22 protein-coding genes are annotated in these 20227 nt (G+C 43.8%); 20 read left to right on the plus strand and 2 right to left on the minus strand.

The window, feature by feature from the left end; translation table 11 throughout:
• The first annotated feature begins 3 nt into the window (after nt 1-3).
• From mreC to ETP43_RS07605, 9 genes are all read left to right on the plus strand, one after another.
• Complete coding sequence (gene mreC / locus ETP43_RS07565) at nt 4-924, plus strand: rod shape-determining protein MreC (RefSeq protein WP_243114229.1); 921 nt, start codon at nt 4-6, stop codon at nt 922-924.
• A complete protein-coding gene (mreD, locus tag ETP43_RS07570; protein ID WP_022398629.1) occupies nt 921-1436 on the plus strand; it encodes a rod shape-determining protein MreD in 516 nt (171 codons plus the stop codon). Before mreC ends, mreD begins: the two co-directional genes overlap by 4 nt.
• A complete protein-coding gene (locus ETP43_RS07575; RefSeq protein WP_243114230.1) occupies nt 1436-4345 on the plus strand; it encodes a penicillin-binding transpeptidase domain-containing protein in 2910 nt (969 codons plus the stop codon). Before mreD ends, ETP43_RS07575 begins: the two co-directional genes overlap by 1 nt.
• Before the next feature lie 49 nt (nt 4346-4394).
• Entirely contained in the window at nt 4395-5174 is a 780-nt protein-coding gene (minD, locus tag ETP43_RS07580) for a septum site-determining protein MinD (protein WP_129257609.1), read from the plus strand.
• A 10-nt stretch (nt 5175-5184) separates the two neighbouring features.
• Entirely contained in the window at nt 5185-5433 is a 249-nt protein-coding gene (gene minE, locus ETP43_RS07585) for a cell division topological specificity factor MinE (protein ID WP_022398632.1), read from the plus strand.
• 1 nt (nt 5434) lies between these two features.
• Nucleotides 5435-6589 (plus strand): FtsW/RodA/SpoVE family cell cycle protein, encoded by a 1155-nt coding sequence (locus tag ETP43_RS07590; RefSeq protein WP_022398633.1) that lies wholly within the window; start codon nt 5435-5437, stop codon nt 6587-6589.
• On the plus strand, nt 6558-6953 hold the full coding sequence (locus tag ETP43_RS07595; protein WP_022398634.1) for a methylglyoxal synthase: 396 nt from the start codon (nt 6558-6560) through the stop codon (nt 6951-6953). Before ETP43_RS07590 ends, ETP43_RS07595 begins: the two co-directional genes overlap by 32 nt.
• Nucleotides 6937-7971, plus strand: a complete 1035-nt coding sequence (locus ETP43_RS07600; RefSeq protein WP_243114231.1) for a D-alanyl-D-alanine carboxypeptidase family protein — start codon at nt 6937-6939, stop codon at nt 7969-7971. The genes ETP43_RS07595 and ETP43_RS07600 overlap by 17 nt, the downstream gene beginning before the upstream one ends.
• Before the next feature lie 150 nt (nt 7972-8121).
• On the plus strand, nt 8122-8541 hold the full coding sequence (locus ETP43_RS07605) for a hypothetical protein (RefSeq protein ID WP_022398636.1): 420 nt from the start codon (nt 8122-8124) through the stop codon (nt 8539-8541).
• Between the two features lie 63 nt (nt 8542-8604).
• Here ETP43_RS07605 and ETP43_RS07610 read toward each other — a convergent pair whose 3' ends face one another.
• Entirely contained in the window at nt 8605-8808 is a 204-nt protein-coding gene (locus tag ETP43_RS07610) for a DUF378 domain-containing protein (protein WP_022398637.1), read from the minus strand.
• 186 nt (nt 8809-8994) lie between these two features.
• Here ETP43_RS07610 and ETP43_RS07615 point away from each other — a divergent pair, with 186 nt between their 5' ends.
• The 8 genes from ETP43_RS07615 (at nt 8995) to ETP43_RS07650 (ending at nt 15777) form a co-directional block, all read left to right on the plus strand.
• Entirely contained in the window at nt 8995-10359 is a 1365-nt protein-coding gene (locus ETP43_RS07615) for an HlyD family efflux transporter periplasmic adaptor subunit (RefSeq protein WP_129257611.1), read from the plus strand.
• A 34-nt stretch (nt 10360-10393) separates the two neighbouring features.
• Nucleotides 10394-11092: a YggS family pyridoxal phosphate-dependent enzyme gene (locus ETP43_RS07620; protein WP_129257613.1), complete on the plus strand. Its 699-nt coding sequence runs from the start codon at nt 10394-10396 to the stop codon at nt 11090-11092.
• A 14-nt stretch (nt 11093-11106) separates the two neighbouring features.
• Nucleotides 11107-11697, plus strand: a complete 591-nt coding sequence (locus tag ETP43_RS07625; protein WP_129257614.1) for a cell division protein SepF — start codon at nt 11107-11109, stop codon at nt 11695-11697.
• A gap of 1 nt (nt 11698) precedes the next feature.
• Nucleotides 11699-12481 (plus strand): YlmH family RNA-binding protein, encoded by a 783-nt coding sequence (locus tag ETP43_RS07630; protein ID WP_129257616.1) that lies wholly within the window; start codon nt 11699-11701, stop codon nt 12479-12481.
• A 19-nt stretch (nt 12482-12500) separates the two neighbouring features.
• Nucleotides 12501-13616, plus strand: coding sequence for a 3-dehydroquinate synthase (gene aroB / locus ETP43_RS07635; RefSeq protein WP_129257617.1), 1116 nt, complete (start codon nt 12501-12503; stop codon nt 13614-13616).
• Between the two features lie 3 nt (nt 13617-13619).
• Complete coding sequence (gene lspA, locus ETP43_RS07640; RefSeq protein WP_022398643.1) at nt 13620-14147, plus strand: signal peptidase II; 528 nt, start codon at nt 13620-13622, stop codon at nt 14145-14147.
• Between the two features lie 5 nt (nt 14148-14152).
• Complete coding sequence (locus tag ETP43_RS07645) at nt 14153-15064, plus strand: RluA family pseudouridine synthase (RefSeq protein ID WP_456297955.1); 912 nt, start codon at nt 14153-14155, stop codon at nt 15062-15064.
• 68 nt (nt 15065-15132) lie between these two features.
• Nucleotides 15133-15777, plus strand: a complete 645-nt coding sequence (locus ETP43_RS07650) for a cytidylate kinase-like family protein (protein ID WP_022398645.1) — start codon at nt 15133-15135, stop codon at nt 15775-15777.
• A gap of 109 nt (nt 15778-15886) precedes the next feature.
• Here the strand turns inward: ETP43_RS07650 and ETP43_RS07655 are convergent, their stop codons facing one another.
• A complete protein-coding gene (locus ETP43_RS07655) occupies nt 15887-16612 on the minus strand; it encodes a tRNA lysidine(34) synthetase (protein WP_022398646.1) in 726 nt (241 codons plus the stop codon).
• A gap of 164 nt (nt 16613-16776) precedes the next feature.
• Here ETP43_RS07655 and ETP43_RS07660 point away from each other — a divergent pair, with 164 nt between their 5' ends.
• The 3 genes from ETP43_RS07660 to ETP43_RS07670 are packed head-to-tail and all read left to right on the plus strand — an operon-like array spanning nt 16777 to nt 20159.
• A complete protein-coding gene (locus ETP43_RS07660; protein ID WP_129257621.1) occupies nt 16777-18162 on the plus strand; it encodes an AI-2E family transporter in 1386 nt (461 codons plus the stop codon).
• 51 nt (nt 18163-18213) lie between these two features.
• Complete coding sequence (dtd, locus tag ETP43_RS07665) at nt 18214-18663, plus strand: D-aminoacyl-tRNA deacylase (RefSeq protein WP_129257623.1); 450 nt, start codon at nt 18214-18216, stop codon at nt 18661-18663.
• 23 nt (nt 18664-18686) lie between these two features.
• Nucleotides 18687-20159, plus strand: a complete 1473-nt coding sequence (locus tag ETP43_RS07670) for a peptidoglycan DD-metalloendopeptidase family protein (RefSeq protein WP_129257625.1) — start codon at nt 18687-18689, stop codon at nt 20157-20159.
• The last annotated feature ends 68 nt before the right edge of the window (nt 20160-20227 follow it).

The following is a 20227-nucleotide window of genomic DNA, read 5'->3' on the forward strand; positions in this document are numbered from 1 at the left end:
AAAATGAAAACAAAACATCTGATCACTATGATGACAATCCTGTGTCTCGGACTGATCGTCCTTTCTCTGTCCACCAGTTTTTCTTTTGCACCGGTGCGAAATGTTCTGGGCTATGTGATCGTTCCTTTCCAGAATGGTATTAATGAAGTCGGAACCTGGATGACAGATCAGAAAAAAGGATTCCAGAGCATGAAAAAACTGGCTGCGGAAAATGAAGAACTGCAAAAACAGGTGGATGAACTTCAGGCGAAAAATACGACACTGTCTCAGGATCAGGAAGAACTGGACCGCCTGAGAGCATTGTACAGTCTGGATACCGATTATTCCGAGTATGACAAGGTTGCCGCTCAGGTTATCGGAAAAGATACCGGTAACTGGTACAGTACCTTTCTGATCAATCGGGGAAGTTCTGATGGCATTGAGGTGGATATGAATGTGATCGCGGATGGCGGTCTTGTTGGAATCGTTACCGAGACCGGTGCACACTGGGCTACGGTTCGTTCCATCATTGATGACAGCAGTAATGTAAGTGCTACGGTTACATCAATTTCCCAGAACTGTATGGTGACAGGAGACCTGCAGATGATGGATGACGGGAAGATCCGTTTTATCCAGCTGACTGATAAAGAGGATCAGGTACATGAAGGAGATAAGATAGTAACTTCTTCTGTAAGTAACAAGTTTTTAAAGGGAATTCTGATCGGTTATATCAGCGAGGTCTCAACCGATGCCAACAAACTGACAAAGAGTGGTACGATTATTCCGGCGGTTGATTTTAATGACATTCAGGAAGTTCTGGTGATCAAAGAACTGAAACAGCAAAAGACCGATGATGTGACTTCAGAGGAATCGCAGACTCCGGATGACAGTACAACTCCGACACCGGATCCTGCACAGGATACACAGGAGGATACGAAAGAATGAGAAGAAAGCTGATTCTGGCAGTATTGATTCTGCTGGCTTTTGTCTTACAGGGAACCGTGTTTCAGACACTGTCCATTGCTTCGATCGTTCCGAATCTGCTGCTGATTCTCACAGTATCCTTTGGATTTATGCGGGGAAAGAAGGAAGGACTGTTCGTAGGATTTTTCTGCGGACTGCTGATCGATATTTTCTATGGAAATATGATTGGATTTTATGCCCTGATCTATATGTATATCGGTTTTGGAAACGGTTTTCTGTATAAGATCTTTTTTGACGAGGATGTCAAAGTCCCCATGGTGCTGGTTGCAGTCAGCGATATCGCCTATGGGGTGATCGTATACGGATTGCAGTTTATGATGCGCGGACGACTGGATTTTCTCAGCTATCTGCAACATATCATTCTGCCGGAGATGGTGTACACAGTACTGCTCACCGCGGTACTTTACCGTCCACTGTACCGGCTGAATCACTGGCTTACGGAAAATGAATGGGAGGGACCCAAGTTACCTTGATGAGACGACCAAGAAAAAAACGTAAAAAATTTGTAATTCCAAGAACCACTGTGCTGATTTTTATCTTTGCGGCACTGAGTCTGGTGCTGATCCATCGGCTGTTTTCTCTGCAGATTATTCACGGGCAGGAATATGCGGATAACTTCAGCATTATGACGACAAAGACGAGGACACTGAAAAGTACCCGAGGCAATCTCTATGATCGAAACGGTCAGGTTCTTGCTTCTAACGAACTGTCTTATTCGATCACACTGGAGGACAGTGGTGACTATGCAAATAATACAGAAAGAAACCGTAGTCTGAATGGAGAAATCTACAAGATTATTCAGATTATTGAAAGCAACGGAGACACAATCAACAGCGATTTCCGTATCAGCGTCGACAGTTCCGGAAACTACAGCTATGATGTGGAAGGCACGACACTGTCACGTTTCAAAGCGGATGTATATGGACACAGCTATATCGACGATCTGACAGCTGACGAGACCAATGCTTCCGCGCAGCAGATGGTGGAAGCCATGCTGGAACGATATGAGATCCCGTACGACCACAGCGGGTACAAAGATACGGAACTCAAAGCGGCACAGGAGGCGGGACTTCCGGAGCAGCTGACAAAAGAAGAAGCACTCAAGATTATTTCCGTACGGTATGCACTTTCGACTACAAGTTTCCGAAAATATATCCCGGTAACGATTGCAACAGATGTTTCGGAAGATACCGTAGCTGCTATTCAGGAAAATAAGAGCCTGCTCGAGGGTGTGGATGTGCAGGAAGATTCCGTACGTGTCTATACGGACAGCATTTATTTTGCACCGCTTCTCGGTTATACCGGAAAAGTTTCTTCTGATGAACTTGCGGATCTTCGTACGGAGAATCCGGATGCGGGTTACAGTACGACTTCTATCGTAGGAAAATCCGGTCTGGAGAAAGTCCTGGAGCCAACGCTTCAGGGAAAAGACGGATCGGAGAAAGTATATGTAGATTATTATGGAAAAGTTTTACAGATTGATGACGATTCCCAAGAAGATCCGGTACAGGGAAATAATGTATATCTTACCATCGATAAGGATCTGCAGATCGCCTGCTATAAAGTGCTTGAGCAGAAGATTGCAGGTGTGCTGGTGGCAAATATTCAGAATATCAAATCCTTCAAGGCGGATGAAAATACCGATGCATCTACCATCCCGATTCCGATTTATGATGTGTATTATGCACTGATCAATAACTCCGTGCTTGATATCGATCATTTTACAGCTTCAGATGCGTCCGAGACCGAACAGAAGATTGCAGCGGCACTGGAACGGAAGCAGGAAGAAATCTTCCAGAAAGTGGATGAACAGCTGACCGGAAGTGATACTAAGCCGTATAAGGATCTTAGCGAAGAGATGCAGGGATATGTCAGCTATATTGTCAACGATCTTCTGATGGACAAAACAGGAATCCTTTCAGAGACATCCATTGATAAGAACGATGAGATGTATAAAGCGTGGACAAAAGATGAGACGATCTCCCTGCAGGAATACCTGACCTATGCGGCAAGTCAGAACTGGATTGATATTTCCAAGTTCTCAGATAAAAATACCTATCTGGATTCCACAGAGGTATATCAGGAACTGTCGGCGTATATTTCAGATTATCTGTCTACCGATCAGGATTTCAGTAAGATGTTATATAAATATCTGCTGCTGGATGATGAGATCACAGGAAAACAGCTTTGCACGGTTCTGTATGAACAGGGAATCCTGTCTACCGATGATGAGGACTATCAGAATTTTAAATCAGGAAATCTTTCCTCGATGGATCTGATGCTTCGAAAGATCAGTTCTCTGGAGATCACACCGGCACAGCTGGCACTGGATCCGTGTTCCGGTTCGGTCGTGATTACCAACCCGTCTACCGGAGAGACCCTGGCATGTGTATCCTATCCGGGATATGACAATAACCGTCTTGCCAATAATATGGATACGGATTATTACAGAAAACTGAACAAGGATCTGTCCACACCGTTTTATAACAAGGCGACGCAGGAACGTACGGCACCGGGTTCTACATTTAAACCGGTAACTGCGATTGCCGGTCTGTCGGAAGGTGTGATCACAGATAATGATTATATCTACTGTGGCGGAAGATTTGACAAGCTGCCGGGTGCTCCGTTGAACTGCTGGTTACTGAGCGGACATGGCGCACTTTCCATCCGGGATGGTATTGCTAATTCCTGCAACGTATTCTTCAGTGAGACAGCTTACCGTCTGGGACAGAATGAGGAAGGAACTTTTAACGATAATACCGCCATGCAGAAGCTGATCCAGTATGCCAACCTTATGGGACTGGATAAGAAGTCCGGTCTGGAGATCTCTGAAGCATCTCCGCAGGTTTCCAATGAACTGCCGATCCCGTCCGCTATCGGACAGGGTACTCACAGTTATACCACATCTCAGCTTGCCCGCTATGCAACAGTTCTGGCAAGCAGTGGTAATGTATATAATCTCTCACTGTTAGATAAATCAACAGATTCCGATGGCAATCTGATTGAGGATTATACACCGGAAATGATCGATCATGCGGATCTGAGCCAGAGTATCTGGGATGATGTCCATGCCGGTATGGAAGGCGTTATCACCAAATCCAACTGGGGCATTTTCCAAGATCTGAATGTTACACTAGCAGGTAAAACAGGTACGGCACAGCAGAGTAAAAACCGTGCAAACCACAGTTTGTTCATCGGTTATGCACCGGCGGATAACCCGCAGATCGCGTGGGCGATCCGTATCGCAAACGGTTATGCGTCAACAAACTCCGAACTGGTAGCAAAAGATATTCTGAACTACTACTTCGGACTGAAAGATGAAACAGAGATTCTTACCGGACAGGCAAGTTCAGCCAGCAATTCCAACGCAGGTACGGACTGATCAAGATGCGAAAGACAGACAATATGAACAAATCTCAGGAGGATTGGATATGAGTGAAGTAATTGTTGTTACATCCGGGAAAGGCGGCGTCGGTAAGACAACGACAGCTGCAAATATCGGTACCGGACTTGCGGCACTGGATAAGAAAGTAGTGCTGGTAGACACAGATATCGGTCTTCGGAACCTGGATGTAGTGCTTGGTCTGGAGAACCGGATCGTGTACAATCTGGTCGATGTGATTGAAGGAAACTGTCGGTTAAAACAGGCACTGATCAAAGACAAACGGTATGCGAATCTGTTCCTGCTCCCGTCAGCACAGACCAGAGACAAGACTTCCGTCACACCGGAACAGATGAAAAAGCTGTGTGAAGAACTGAAAAAGCAGTTTGACTATATCCTGCTGGATTGTCCGGCAGGAATCGAGCAGGGCTTTCGAAATGCGATTGCCGGGGCTTCCAAAGCACTGGTGGTGACAACGCCGGAGGTTTCTGCGATTCGCGATGCAGACCGAATCATCGGACTTCTGGAGGCGGAGGATCTGAGAGATATCCATCTGATCATCAACCGTCTCCGTATGGATATGGTAAAACGTGGGGACATGATGTCTGTGGAAGATGTCTCAGACATCCTGGCGGTTCCTCTGATCGGAATTCTTCCTGATGATGAGCAGGTTGTGATCGCGACGAATCAGGGAGAACCACTTGCCGGAAAGCCCGGTTTGTGCGGACAGGCGTATACCAATATCTGTCGGCGGATCCTGGGGGAGGAAGTTCCTTTCCTGGATCTCGATGTAAAAAAAGGATTTTTGGGACGGTTGTTTGGCAGATAGGAGGAAAGCAATGGGAATCTTCAGCAAAAAACGGAAAGCCTCTGGCACCATTGCAAAAGACAGACTCAAACTGCTTCTCATATCGGATCGGGTGAGCTGTTCACCCCAGACGATGCAGATGTTAAAAAACGATATGATAAAAGCTGCGGGAAAATACATACCTGTTGATGCAGGAAAGGTGACGATCTGTTTTCATCAGTCACCGCCCGTTCTCACAGCAGATATACCGTTAAAATCCAGAAAGGATACAGGATCTTAACATGTTTAAACTTTACAGATTGAAAAACTATAATTTCCGGCTGATCATCTGGCTTCTGATGATCAGCGGGATCGGAGTACTGCTGGTGGGAAGCGCGAAGGCTTCCCTGCAGTCGAGACAGCTGATCGGTGTGATCCTCGGTCTTGTGGTGATGGTTGCTGTTTCTTTGATGGACTACAGCTGGCTTCTGAATTTTTACTGGATCATCTATGTGTTCAACATTGTGATGCTGTTGATCGTCCGTTTCTTCGGCGATTCGGCGGGTGGTGCTACCCGATGGCTGGATCTTGGATTTATCCGTTTCCAGCCGACGGAGCTTTCAAAGATCCTGCTGATCATGTTTTTTGCCCGGTTTTTAATGGATCACGAAGACACGCTGAATACCTGGAAGACGATTCTGGCTTCCGTGGCTCTCCTTGCGGTACCGTTGGTACTGATCAAGATCCAGCCGGACCTGAAAAATACGATTACCGTAACGGTTGTATTCTGTCTGTTGATGTATGTGGCAGGACTCAGTTATAAGATCATCGGAGTGGTTCTCGGAATTGCCATTCCACTGGTGATTGCAGCGTTTGTCCTGATCACACAGACAGATATCAAAATTATTGATTCCTATCAGAAAGCCCGAATTATGTCCTGGTTGTATCCGGAAGACGAGACTTACAAGGATGATGTTATCCAGCAGCAAAATTCTATCACAGCCATCGGTTCCGGTGAACTTACCGGAAAGGGATATAACAACAACAAAGTTTCTTCTGCAAACAAGGGAAATTTTGTTACTCAGATCCAGACGGACTTTATCTTTGCAGTTGCAGGGGAAGAGCTTGGATTTGTCGGGAGTACTTTTATCGTAATACTCTTGTTTCTTATCGTAGTTGAATGTATACTGACAAGCAGAAAGGCCAAAGATTTATCGGGTAAGATCTTATGCTGCGGAGTAGCAGGCGTTGTCGGTTTCCAGAGTTTTCTGAACATCTGTGTAGCCACCGGCGTCCTGCCAAACACAGGAACACCGCTTCCGTTCGTAAGTTATGGTCTGACATCTCTGGTCAGTCTGTACATCGGTATGGGACTGGTATTAAATGTAGGTCTGCAAAACAGAAGATATTTGGGAGGAGAAAAAAATGAACATCGGCTTCATCGCACACGAATCTAAGAAAAAACTGCTTCAGAATTTTTGTATTGCATACAGAGGAATCCTCAGCAAGCATCAGCTCTATGCGACCGGAACATCCGGGCGTCTGATTGAGGAGGCTACGAACCTGGACGTCCATAAACTGCTCGCAGGTCATGTGGGCGGCGAACAGCAGATGGCATCCATGATCGAACAGAACCAGATGGATCTGGTGATTTTCCTTTGCGGACCGTATCAGGAGAAAAAACACGAACCGGATGCACATAAGATTTTCCGGCTGTGTGATACCCATATTATCCCGCTGGCAACCAATCTTGCCACAGCAGAACTTTTGATCAAATCCCTGGACAGAGGAGAACTTGACTGGCGTGAAATCTATAAATAAAAAGCGTTTTTTTAAATCTATCAGGAAAAAATGGCGAAGTACGCTGATCCTTATCGGGATTCTTGTACTGGTCTTTGGTGTAGGAATTACAGCACTGGTACTCCTCCGCCGTTCTTCTGAATTGGATATGACCTCGGCATATTCGGTGAAGGATGAGATGTACGGCACACACGGTGCCGAGAGCAGTGCAGAGAAAGCATCTTCTTTTGCTTCGAGCTATGCGGTATCTTCCGGAAATAAGAGCCTGGAAGGCGTGGCAATCAGTGACACGACGAAAGCCGGTCTGTTTGATCTGGATCATGGAACTGTGATGTTCGCACAGGACATTCATGAGAAATCCTATCCGGCAAGTATCACAAAGATCATGACAGCAATCCTGGCATTCAAGTATGGAAATATGGATGATGTTGTGACCATTCCGGCAGAGGCGCTGAATCAGGAATCCGGTTCTACAGAAATCGGTTTCCAGGAAGGTGATCAGGTAACACTTGATGAACTTCTGCATGGTCTGTTGATCTATTCCGGTAATGATGCAGCCGTAGCGATCGCACAGCATATCGGCGGAAGCATCGACCAGTTTGTGGAGATGATGAATCAGGAAGCACTGGAACTCGGTGCAACCAATACCCATTTTGCAAACCCTTCCGGGCTGCAGGATGAGAATCATTATACAACGGTATATGATATTTATCTGATGTTACAGGAAGCGATGACTTATCCGCATTTTCTGGAAATTGCACAGCTCAGTTCCTACAATCTGACTGCGACCAGAGGAGATCAGGAGGTTACGTTCCATCTGGATTCCACAGACCAGTATCTGACCCGGCAGGTAACAGCACCGAAGAATGTGACGGTACTTGGCGGCAAGACGGGTACGACATCTGATGCGGGTTCCTGTCTGGCACTGTTAAGCCAGAATGCCTATGGAGAGCCGTATATTTCGATTGTTCTTCATGCGGCGAATAAAACGAATCTGTACACGTATATGAATCAGCTGCTGTCAGCGATCAATCAATAAACAAAAGTAGAAATTTTCCTGCTTTTGTTGAAAGTTTTTCAGACTTTTTTCGAATTTACCATTGTATTTCTTGGTGAAATGTTCTATAATTACAACAACAAGACAGAACTTTTTGGTGATATATACCAGAAATCAAAGGAGGAAACTGCTATGGTTCAATTAATTGTAGGCAAAAAAGGTAAAGGAAAGACTAAGCAGCTTTTAGATAAAGTGAACGGAGCCATTAAAGCTGCTGAAGGTAACATCGTGTATCTGGATAAGAGTTCCAAACATATGTATGAACTGAACAACAAAGTTCGTCTGATCGACGTATCCGGATATCCGATCAAAAATGCGGATGAATTCATCGGTTTTGTATGTGGTATCGTATCTCAGGATCATGATCTTCAGGAGATGTATCTGGACAGCTTCCTGAAAAACGCAAAACTGGAAGGAAAAGATATTACCGATGCACTGCATCAGTTAAAAGAAATTTCCGAAGCATACAAGATTAATTTTGTATTGAGCGTTTCTATGGACAAAGAAGAAATCCCTGCAGAATTTCAGGATGATATCATCATTGCCTTGTAAAACTGTAGCAGATCAAAAGAGGGTTGCCATGACGGTGACCCTCTTTTGTTGTCTGTCTGCATGTTACGCGTTGTTGTCGGCGAGACGGCTGAAAAAGGTACAAAGATACAGACCGCTTAAGCCGACCAGAATGTATACAAGTCGGGAAAACCAGGACAGATTGCCGAAGAGGAAGGCAACCAGGTCGAATTTGAACAGTCCTACCAGTCCCCAGTTAATCGCTCCTATAATTGTCAGTACCAGTGCAGTATAATCCAAACCTTTCATATCGTTTGTTCAACCTCCTGTTTTTATCGTTATTTCATAACTGTTCAATATCTTCACAGTTACGTTATTTCCATTATTCCCATGATTTCACAGAATATGTATACTTTTTTCCTTGTGTATTCAGCAGATGAATGATAAAATAATTTTATATGAGTTTCGGTCAGAAAAACGAAGGGGAGTGTTTTCATGACTATAAAAAAGAAAAATGTAATATCCGAATGGTTTCATAAAATTCCGCTGAATATAGGTACGTTTATTTTCGGGGCGCTGTTTGTGTATATGCTCATCACCGTGATTCTGTATCTTACTGCGGATCATATTCAGTCGTATCAGGTGACGGCAGGACCGTTATCAAGTAATAAGACATACACGGCACTGGCGATCCGGGAAGAATCGGTGGTAAATACGAATGCTTCCGGCTATATTACCTACTATGCGAGAGAAAACAGCAAGATCGGTAAATCAGGAGCGGTTTATACGTTGGGTGACAGTCCGTCTCAGGCGGCAGTCAATGACCTGACAGAACAGGATTATGCCGGTATCCGTTCTTCCATGGCAGGTTTTGCCTCCACTTATGACAGTGATAATTTTTATGATGTTTATAATTACAAATATCAGCTGGAAGGATCCATCCTTCAGTACAGCGGACTTCAGACCGATGATTCCACGGATGCCACACAGACTGCCAACGGGCAGGCGATCTACCGGGCATCACAGGACGGTATCGTTGTGTATTCGGTAGACGGATATGAAGATGTTACCGCAGATCAGCTGACCGCGGACCTGTTCAGTAAAAAGAATTATCAGATTACCAATCTTCAGAAAGAACGAAAAGTGACTTCCGGAGATCCGGTATATAAACTGATCACGAGCGAGACCTGGTCGGTGATTATTCCGCTGAGCAGTGAACAGATTGTTTCACTGGCAGAAAAAAAGACGATTCGTGTAAAATTTTTAAAAGATGATGCCACACAGACCGGTTCTCTGGCAATTGTTATCGGTGAGGATGGCAATTATTATGGCAAGATCACATTCAGCCGTGGAATGATCCGTTATAGTGGTGACCGCTTCCTGAATATCGAACTGGTAACCAATATCAAAACCGGTTTGAAGATCCCTCTCAGTTCGATTGTGAAGAAGAATTTTTATGTCATTCCGAAAGAATATATGGCGAAGGATGAGGATAATGGGGATGCAGGATTTTATCGAAAAGTCACCAGACGGGGGAAAGACGATTCCTCTGAATTTGTCAGTGCAACCGTTTACCAGGAAGATGATGATTACTACTATGTGGATACAGATACTTTCAAGGACGGAGATGTGATCCTGAAGCCGGACAGCCAGTCTACCTATGAGATCAAAGAAAAGAAAGCCTTAGAAGGTGTCTACTGTATCAACAAAGGATATGCAGTTTTCCGGAAAATCGTCATGATTGAGCAAAATGATGAATATTGTATAGTTGAGACAGGGACAACCTATGGACTTTCCCAGTTTGATTATATTGTCAGAAACGGAAATACCGTAAATGAAGACGATATTTTGTTTAAATAAAAAAATAACGTACCTAAACAAAGGAGAATGATGTATGGTAGCAGAACAGTTACAGAACGTAGGCGATGAGATCAGAAAAGCCTGCGAAAAAAGCGGACGAGATCCCCAAGAAGTGACTCTGATCGCAGTCAGCAAGACCAAACCGATTTCCATGATTGAGGAGGCGATGGAGGCAGGACAGACGATATTCGGAGAGAACAAAGTACAGGAACTTTGCACCAAATACGAAGAACTTCCGAAAAATCTCGAATGGCATCTGATCGGACATCTGCAAAGAAACAAAGTAAAGTACATTGCAGACAAGGCAGCACTGATTCACTCCGTGGATTCCCTTCGGCTCGCAGAAACCATCAATCACGAAGGTGAGAAGATTCAGCGGGTGATTCCCGTTCTGATCGAGGTAAACGTTGCAGAAGAAGAAACGAAATTTGGTGTTTCTGTGGAGGAAACACTTCCGTTGATTGAAGAGATCAGCAAATTGCCGTATGTACAGATCCGGGGACTGATGACAATCGCGCCATATGTAGCAGATCCGGAAGAAAATCGACCTGTTTTCCGAAAATTGAAACAATTAAGTGTTGACATAAGCAGTAAAAACATGAATAATGTACATATGGATACTCTGAGTATGGGTATGACGAACGATTATCAGGTAGCTGTTGAAGAAGGTGCCACTATGGTTCGTGTTGGTACCGGTATTTTTGGTGAAAGAGATTATTCCAAAACAAATTAGATAGGAGATAAAAAATGAGTGTTTTAGATAAGTTTTTAGATGCCATCCGTTTAAATGATGATTTTGACGATGATGATGAATTCTTCGATGATGAAGATCTGGAAGCATTAGATGAGGAAAAACCGAAACATCGTTTCTTCAAGAAACTTGATGATGATTATGACGACGATGATGACGAAGAAGAATATGTAAAACCGGAGAGAAAAGCTGCTGCTCCAAAGCAGACAAAAGCTCCGAAGCAGACTGCAAAACAGGCAGCTCCTTCTACTTCCAACAAGATCACTCCGATGAGAAAGAGAAACAGCGGAAATGGCACCATGGAAGTCTGTGTCATCAAACCTTCTTCTATGGAAGATACCAGAGAGATCGCAGATACCCTGATCGATCGTTGTACGGTTGTACTGAATCTGGAAGGTATTGATGTAGATGTTGCTCAGAGAATTATCGACTTCTCTTCCGGAGCATGTTATTCTATCGCAGGAAGTCTGCAGAAGATTTCCAGTTATATTTTCATCCTGACACCAGCCAACGTGGAAATTTCCGGTGATTTCCAGGAGATTTTAAGCGGAGCTTTTGACGTTCCTTCTGTTCGGACAAACTTCTAAGATGAAAGAACAGGAAGTACAGTTCAGAAAGCGGTTGCAGGATCTGGCAAGAACAGCTTATTATCGGGAAATTCCCGTGTTTACGGATTTCCTGGATTTGAATGAACTTCATATGGTACATAGCTTTCGACCGGAGGAGACGGGTGTTACGATCTGTACCTTCGGCGGCTATGAAGAAGCAGAGCGTCAGATAGCAGCATTCCTTCCTGATGCTCTTTCTTATGATTACGGAGAAAATGAAGAAATGCCTCTTTCGATGTATCCGATCCGATGCATTCGTATCTCTTCCCTTTCTAAAAAGTTCAGTGAGACGCTTACGCACCGGGATTATCTTGGGGCGCTGATTCATCTTGGAATTGAGAGATCCCGTCTGGGAGACATTGTGATCAAAGACCAGGATGCGTATGTGTTCTGCCATGCACAGATGGAAGAATTTCTTTTACAGAACATTACCAGGATTCGTCATACGACGGTGAAAGTATCGGTTGTTACGGATCCGGCAGATCTTCCCAAACCACGGTTTCAAGAAATTCACGGAACCGTCAGCTCCGTGCGGCTCGACGCAATGATTGCGCTGGCATTTTCTTCATCCAGGAGCAGCATGCTCGGACTGATTGAAGGCGGAAAAGTTTTTGTCAATGGGAAAATGGTTGTATCCAACGGACATCCTTTAAAACCGGAAGATATTGTGTCTGTCCGTGGATATGGAAAGTTCCGCTATGATGGCATGGCGGGAACGACGAAAAAAGGACGGTGCAGTGTTACCGTACAGAAATATATATAAGCATTTGGAGGAAAGTTTCATGAGCAAACAATTACGCGTATACAGAGAAGGCGCAAAGACAGAATTTGACTATCAGATCCTCTGGGAAGAAGACTTTACAAAACTGGCAGACGCGGTAAAGCCGCTGAATCTGACCTGCGGAAAGATCTGTATTGTTGCAGATGATACCGTTGCCGGACTGTACGGAGAAGAAGTACAGAAAGCCCTGGAAAGCCTGAACGTGACGGTGGATCTTTATACTTTCCCGGCAGGAGAATCTTCCAAGAACCTGGATACGGTAAAGAATCTGTATGCGTTTCTGATTGAGCATCACTATACGAGAAAAGATATCCTGGCAGCTCTTGGCGGCGGTGTAACCGGAGATCTTACCGGATATGCGGCAGCTACCTATCTGCGCGGTATTGATTTTATTCAGATTCCGACAACGCTTCTGGCACAGGTAGACAGCAGTGTGGGTGGAAAAACCGGTGTGGATTTTGAACAGTATAAAAATATGGTGGGTGCATTCCATCAGCCGCGCCTGGTCTACATGAACCTGAATACGCTGAAATCCCTTCCGGATGATCAGTTTGCGAGTGGCATGGGGGAAGTGCTGAAATCAGGTCTGATCCGTGATGCCAGGTTTTACGAGTGGACGATCAACCATATGTCTGAGATTCAGGAACGAATCTATCCGGTTCTGGTAAAGATGGTTCGCAAGTGCTGTGAGATCAAAGCAGCTGTTGTGGAGAGCGATCCGACGGAACAGGGAGAACGTGCCCTGCTGAATCTGGGGCATACCGTAGGCCATGCGGTAGAAAAACTGAAAAACTTCGAACTTCTCCACGGTCAGTGTGTGGCACTGGGAACGATCGCTGCTGCCTATATTTCTTTCAAACGTGGATACCTGTCCACAGAGGAATTTTATGAGATTCGGGATATGAATGTAGGATTTGATCTTCCGATCTTCTTTAATGGTCTGGAAAATGAAGCGGTATTACAGACGACAAAATCAGATAAAAAGATGGATAACGGAACGATTAAGTTTATTCTCCTGAAAAAGCTCGGACAGGCTTACATCGATAAAACAGTTACGGATGAGGAGATTCTGGAAGCGATTCAGTTTATCAATGGCGATATGATCGAAGGAGAATAAAGCATGGAAAAAAATAATAAAATCATGCAGTTTATCGGGTTGGATTGTATTCTTATGATCCTCCTGACGATGGTGGATCAGTGGACCAAAAGTCTGGTTGTCCATCATCTCAAAGGACAAAGCGATGTAATACTGATTCCTGGCGTCTTCCAGCTGCATTATCTGGAAAACCGGGGGGCTGCTTTTGGAATTCTGCAGAATCAGCGTGCGGTCTTTGTGGTACTGACCGTGATTTATCTGGCAGCTGTCTTCTGGTTCCTGCGCCGGTGTCCGAAAACCGGACGATATACTCTGCTGCATATCATTGCATCGGTACTGACTGCGGGAGCTCTTGGGAACTTTATCGACCGGCTTCGTCTGGGATATGTCGTAGACTTTTTCTATTTTTCACTGATCAATTTTCCGATATTTAACGTGGCGGATATTTTTGTCGTCGTGTCGTTTATCGGTATCGCAATCAGTGTTTTATTCGTATACAAGGATGAAGAGTTTGACTTCTTAAGTATAAAGAAAAAGGAGCATAAAGCATAGTGGAAATCTATACATTTACGCCAGATGACGAACAGAAAAATGTCCGTATCGACAAATTCCTTTCCGAACAGCTGCCGGATCAGTCCCGTTCTTATTTGCAGAAGCTTTTAAAAGAGGGAAATGTAACGGTCAATGAAAAACCGGTGAAAGCCAATTATAAAGTCCAGCTTTCGGATACGGTAAGACTGGAACTTCCGAAACCGGAGAACCTTGATATTCTGCCGGAGGATATTCCACTGGATATTCTGTATGAGGATGAAGATGTACTGATCATCAACAAACCAAAGGGAATGGTCGTTCATCCAAGTGTCGGTCATTACACCCATACGGTGGTAAATGCGGTGATGTTCCACTGCAAGGATCATCTTTCTGGGATCAACGGTGTGATGCGTCCGGGAATTGTACATCGGATTGATATGGACACAACCGGTGCGATTGTTATCTGTAAAAATGATATGTCGCATCAGAGCCTGGCGGATCAGTTAAAAGAACACTCGATCACCAGAAAATACCGTGCCCTGGTGCATGGCAATCTGAAAGAGGATGAGGGGATGGTAGAAGGTCCGATCGGACGTCATCCCACAGACAGGAAAAAGATGGCAATCAATCATAAAAACGGAAAACCGGCGGTGACACACTATAAAGTGCTCGAACGTTTCGGTTCGTATACCTTTATCGAGTGTCAGTTAGAGACCGGAAGGACTCATCAGATCCGTGTGCATATGGCAAGCATCGGACATCCGCTGGTGGGTGATGTCACATACGGTCCGGCAAAATGTCCGTTCAAACATCTGCAGGGACAGTGCCTGCATGCCATGGTTCTTGGCTTTATTCATCCGAGAACGGGTGAATATATTGAATTTTCAGCCCCATTACCAGAATATTTTACGGATTTGTTAGAAAATTTAAGAAAATAGGTACTGTACAATTGATTTGTTTTATTTTATAATAAATATAACAAATTAAAAGAACGGGAGGGGTTGCTATGAAGACCAATACCATTATTACAATAGGCCGTCAGTACGGAAGTGCCGGACGCCAGATTGGAAGAACCCTTGCAGAAGAGTTAGGTATCAAGTGTTACGATAAAGAGTTACTGGAACGTGCCGCAAAGGAAAGTGGACTTTGTGAAGAACTTTTTGAGAACCATGATGAGAAACCAACCAACAGTTTTCTGTATTCTCTGGTGATGGATACATACTCTTTTGGTTATACTTCATCTGCATTCTCTGATATGCCAATCAATCAGAAAGTTTTCCTTGCTCAGTTTGAAACCATCAAGAAGATCGCATCAGAAGGACCGTGTATCATGATCGGTCGTTGCGCAGATTATGCACTGGCAGATTTTGATAACTGTCTCAGCGTATTCTTCCATGCAGATTTACAGACGCGTATTCGCAGAATTGCAAAGATTTACGATCTGACGGATGCGAAAGCAAAAGACCGTATCATCAAGACAGATAAGAAACGTTCCAGCTACTATAACTACTATACCAGCAAACGCTGGGGAGATGCAGATTCCTATGATCTGTGTATCGACAGTGGCAAGTTTGGTGTGGATGGTTCCGTGGAATTGTTGCTGAACGCGATTCAGTTAAAAGAAAAAGGATATAAGAAGGCAATTTATTAAAAGAAACATGTCTTGATAGGTGATACGATCAAGATAAGTTCGGATAACACAAAAAACCAGATTCTACAGTTTATTAGGTTAAGTACTGTAGAATCTGGTTTTCTGTTGCTTATCGGATCCGAGGGGTCCAGTCGGAAATATTACCGTTTATGATAGCAGAAAACATACGCTCTTTCACACCTGGATTTTCCAGATTTAGTTTTCTCAGAAGATCTTTCACATACTGGCGTTTGGTATAACCGTCTGCCGGGCAAGGACTCTTGACTACAGGAAGCTGATATTTTCTGCAAAATCCTTTGACGTCAGCCTCACTGACATACATCAGAGGACGGATTACGGTCAGATTGGTACGATCCAGATGCGTGATCGGAGGAAAAGAGTAGAAGTGACCTTCATAAATCAGGGACATCATCATAGTCTCCACGATATCATCTTTGTGATGTGCGTAGGCAATTTTATTGCAGCCAAGTTTTTTCACAGCATCATTTAGTGCGCCTTTTCGCATCTTTGCACACAGAGAGCATGGATTTTTTTCTTTCCGTTCTTCAAACACGATCTGTGCGATCTCTGTTTTGACTACTGTATAGGGGATTTGCATGGTCTCACATAAGTGCCGGATATGAGAAAGATCAAAATCAGGATTCCCCAGATCTACGGTAATTGCCTCCAGATCGAATTTTTCAGGATAAAAGCGCTGCAGACCATGAAGTGCGTATAAAAGCGTTAGACTGTCCTTTCCGCCGGATATACCGATGGCAATTTTGTCTCCGGTATGGATCATGCCATAATCGTCTATGGCTCGTCTTGTCTGACTCATCAACTGTTGCAGTTTCATAAATTTCTCCTTTTTATAGTAGAGTCTGTCTGGAAAAGTATTCCTGATATGCAGTATATCAAAAAAATGGTTTACAGAAAAGTCACAAAAAGTTAATGCATAAGATTTTATCTGTGTTATAATACTTGATATATGTGTACCAAAACACGGTTGGAGGCGTTTAGATGAAAAATTTTTTGGAAAAGAAATATGTACAGATTGGTGTCACGGCTTTTTGTGTGATTGCAGCTAGTTTGTTGTTTTACTTTGGAATCTTTCACACAGCATCGATTACAAAGGGATTAAAGGCTATTTACAACATTCTCACACCGATTGTGTATGCGGCTGCGATTTCTTATGTTCTGTGGCCGCTTATCCGTTTTATGGAGAAAAGTATTATTTATCGGATCTGTGAAAAAAAGAACTGGAAGCCGTCGGAAAAAGTTCGCCATGGAATCCGGATGATCTGTGTGATTGTTACGTTACTTTTGTTTTTCTTTGGAATTTATGGATTGCTGTCTATGCTGATTCCGGAATTGATTAACAGTATTACCAATATTATTGATAACCTTCCACGATATATCAATAATATTGAAAAATGGCTGACGAATCTGCTGAAAAATTATCCGGAACTGGAAGAAAACTCCAGTATGATTTTTTCTACCGTAACGGCGCGGGCGGAGACATGGCTTACGAATGACCTGCTTCCTAAGATCAATCTTCTGGTGGCAAGTTTTTCTACAGGCTTTATGGGTGCACTGGTATTTTTGAAAAATTTTCTGATCGGTGCGATGATCTCCATCTATCTGTTATATGGGAAAGAGTCCTATGTTGCACAGGGGAAGAGACTCCTATATTGTCTGTTCAGTACGCAGACAACAAATAATATCATTCGTGATCTTCAATATGTGGACAAAACGTTTGGCGGATTTATTATAGGAAAAGTTCTGGATTCTCTGATTATTGGAATTTTGTGTTATATAGGCACTACGATTCTTAATCTGCCATATGCTCTGCTGGTCAGTGTAATTGTCGGTGTAACAAATGTGATTCCGTTTTTCGGACCATATATCGGAGCGGTACCAAGTGCGGTGCTGATCTTGCTGGTTAATCCAATTCAGTGCATTTATTTTGTTATCTTTATTTTACTGCTGCAGCAGTTTGACGGAAACTTCCTCGGACCGAAGATTCTCGGTGGTTCTACAGGACTTTCCAGTTTTATGGTTATCGTTGCGATCCTTGTGGGTGGTGGTCTTTTTGGAATCTTTGGTATGTTTGTAGGTGTTCCGGCCTGTGCAATTATCTGCACGGTGATCCGGAATGGTATTCAGAGCCGACTGGAGAAAAAGAAAATGCCGATAGATCTTGAAAGCTACCGGGATATTGATCATCTGGATGCGAAAACTCTGCAGCCGATAGCGCCTTCAGCACAAAAGCCGGGAAGTGACAGTGCTTTTAAAAGTTACCGTAAGATCCAGTCAAAGGCAAGTCTGATGTCAAGGGAAAAGAGAAAAATGAATGGAGAAGTAGAAGAAGTCTCGGAAGAACAGAAAAAAGAAGAAAATAAGTAAGAATTTCTGAAAAAAATTTCAGAATAAGAAGAATATAAGGGAGAAAATGATATGAAATTGGTAATACAGCGGTGTCAGGAAGCCAGCGTGTCGGTTGCTGGAGAGACAGTAGGTACGATACAAAACGGGTTGATGGTTTTGATCGGTGTGGGAAAAGATGATACGGAAGAAATAGCTGACAAATATCTGAAAAAATTACTGCAACTGCGAATCTTTGAGGATGAAAATGGGAAGACCAATCGTTCATTAAAAGATGTGAGTGGCTCATTATTGCTGATTTCGCAGTTTACCCTTTATGCTAACTGTCGTCATGGAAACCGGCCCAGCTTTACAGATGCAGGAGATCCGAAAAATGCAGAACGCTTATACAAATATCTGATCGCAAAAGCAAAGGAGCAGGTACCTGTTGTAGAAACCGGAATTTTTGGAGCGGATATGAAAGTATCATTAGTTAATGATGGACCGTTTACGATTGTTTTGGACGATACGGCATTTGCATAAAAAATAGAAAGGAACTACTATTCATGCATGATAATAAAAGTCAATGGTTTATACAGGTATTCTGCGGAGTGTTAACAGCGTTTGCATTGTTTATTCCGCTGCCTGCGATGGTGTTTGCGGAAGACGAGCAACAGGAGTACGTGCAGGAATCCGGGCAGGATGTGCCGGAATCAGAGTTATCTGAGAAAGTGGGTGAAATTCATACAGAAGATTATACAGAAGGCTGGGTTTTGATAGATGACAAGAGTCATTGGCAGTATGCGGATGGCACTTTTGCATACAACACCTGGATAGAAGATAATGGGAAAAAGTATTATCTGGATGAAAATGGGGAGCTGGATCCTTCAATGGTTTGGCATGATCCGGGATGGAGATTGAACTTTGAAGGATGGTGGTGGCAAAATGAGGATGGATCTTATCCGACCTCCTGTTTTAAGGACATTAATAATGTTACATATTATTTTGACAGCGATGGTTATATGACTGTCGGATGGCTTTTTCTTGATGGTTCCTGGTACTATTTCAGCGATTCCGGAAATATGGTAACGAATGGCTGGATTTATGTAAAAGGAAACTGGTATTATTTGGACTCGTCAGGAGCAATGCGTACCGGTTGGCAAAAAATTGATGGGCAGTGGTATTATCTTCAGGAGAGCGGTGCTATGTGTACCGGTTGGCTGCAGAATGGTAACAGCTGGTATTATCTGGGAAGTTCCGGAGCGATGGCTACAGACTGGGTGTATGTAAACGGCACCTGGTACTATCTGAACAGCTCGGGAGAAATGGTCATTGGCTGGCAAAGGATTCGCGGAAACTGGTACTTCTTTCAGGGAAGTGGAGCTATGAGCATTGGCTGGCAGCAGGCTGGTGGCAGCTGGTATTATCTGAATAATTCCGGAGCAATGCTTACCGGATGGATTCAGATAAACAGCGGTTGGTTTTATCTGAGTGAATCCGGAGCGATGGTTATCGGTTGGCAAAAGATTGGTGATTACTGGTACTATTTCCGTGAAAGCGGTTTGATGGCAGCAGATACCTGGATAGATTCCTATTATCTTACGAGTTCAGGAGCATGGGATCCTTCTGTTGCATATGATAATATTTATACCTGGCCTTGCCCGGGGTATACCAGGATCAGCAGTGATTATGGTCCACGGCCCCGTCCTACAGCAGGAGCATCATCTTATCATCGTGGAATTGATATTTCAGCACCGGAAGGGGCAACTGTTACATCGATTCATCGCGGAACAGTACAAAGTTATGGATATAATGGAACTATGGGTAACTATGTAAAGATCAGTCATGGAAATGGCGTTGTATCTGTATATATGCATATGAGCAGGATCGCAAATATACATACCGGTATGAGTGTTTCTGCAGGAACGACCATTGGATATGTGGGATCAACAGGCGTAGCAACTGGAGCACATCTGCATCTTGGAATTCTCCTGAATGGAAATTATGTGTCACCGTGGAATTATATTTCAAGACCATAAAATTGGTTAGAGTGTGTATGAAAAATCATTTCTGCAATTGCACGTTCCACAAGCTGTGATGCGAATCT

It is taken from the genome of Blautia faecicola, from assembly GCF_004123145.1.
GTDB lineage: Bacteria > Bacillota > Clostridia > Lachnospirales > Lachnospiraceae > Oliverpabstia > Oliverpabstia faecicola.

Bases quoted from the DNA above. Each gene is read 5' to 3' on its own strand.
- ETP43_RS07630 (WP_129257616.1), top strand. From the start codon at position 11,699: ATGAAAGAACAGGAAGTACAGTTCAGAAAGCGGTTGCAGGATCTGGCA.
- ETP43_RS07625 (WP_129257614.1), top strand. From the start codon at position 11,107: ATGAGTGTTTTAGATAAGTTTTTAGATGCCATCCGTTTAAATGATGAT.
- mreC (WP_243114229.1), top strand. From the start codon at position 4: ATGAAAACAAAACATCTGATCACTATGATGACAATCCTGTGTCTCGGA.
- lspA (WP_022398643.1), top strand. From the start codon at position 13,620: ATGGAAAAAAATAATAAAATCATGCAGTTTATCGGGTTGGATTGTATT.
- ETP43_RS07670 (WP_129257625.1), top strand. From the start codon at position 18,687: ATGCATGATAATAAAAGTCAATGGTTTATACAGGTATTCTGCGGAGTG.
- ETP43_RS07650 (WP_022398645.1), top strand. From the start codon at position 15,133: ATGAAGACCAATACCATTATTACAATAGGCCGTCAGTACGGAAGTGCC.
- ETP43_RS07590 (WP_022398633.1), top strand. From the start codon at position 5,435: ATGTTTAAACTTTACAGATTGAAAAACTATAATTTCCGGCTGATCATC.
- ETP43_RS07610 (WP_022398637.1), bottom strand. From the start codon at position 8,808: ATGAAAGGTTTGGATTATACTGCACTGGTACTGACAATTATAGGAGCG.
- ETP43_RS07615 (WP_129257611.1), top strand. From the start codon at position 8,995: ATGACTATAAAAAAGAAAAATGTAATATCCGAATGGTTTCATAAAATT.
- ETP43_RS07655 (WP_022398646.1), bottom strand. From the start codon at position 16,612: ATGAAACTGCAACAGTTGATGAGTCAGACAAGACGAGCCATAGACGAT.
- minD (WP_129257609.1), top strand. From the start codon at position 4,395: ATGAGTGAAGTAATTGTTGTTACATCCGGGAAAGGCGGCGTCGGTAAG.
- ETP43_RS07605 (WP_022398636.1), top strand. From the start codon at position 8,122: ATGGTTCAATTAATTGTAGGCAAAAAAGGTAAAGGAAAGACTAAGCAG.
- ETP43_RS07575 (WP_243114230.1), top strand. From the start codon at position 1,436: ATGAGACGACCAAGAAAAAAACGTAAAAAATTTGTAATTCCAAGAACC.
- dtd (WP_129257623.1), top strand. From the start codon at position 18,214: ATGAAATTGGTAATACAGCGGTGTCAGGAAGCCAGCGTGTCGGTTGCT.
- ETP43_RS07595 (WP_022398634.1), top strand. From the start codon at position 6,558: ATGAACATCGGCTTCATCGCACACGAATCTAAGAAAAAACTGCTTCAG.
- aroB (WP_129257617.1), top strand. From the start codon at position 12,501: ATGAGCAAACAATTACGCGTATACAGAGAAGGCGCAAAGACAGAATTT.
- mreD (WP_022398629.1), top strand. From the start codon at position 921: ATGAGAAGAAAGCTGATTCTGGCAGTATTGATTCTGCTGGCTTTTGTC.
- ETP43_RS07620 (WP_129257613.1), top strand. From the start codon at position 10,394: ATGGTAGCAGAACAGTTACAGAACGTAGGCGATGAGATCAGAAAAGCC.
- ETP43_RS07660 (WP_129257621.1), top strand. From the start codon at position 16,777: ATGAAAAATTTTTTGGAAAAGAAATATGTACAGATTGGTGTCACGGCT.
- minE (WP_022398632.1), top strand. From the start codon at position 5,185: ATGGGAATCTTCAGCAAAAAACGGAAAGCCTCTGGCACCATTGCAAAA.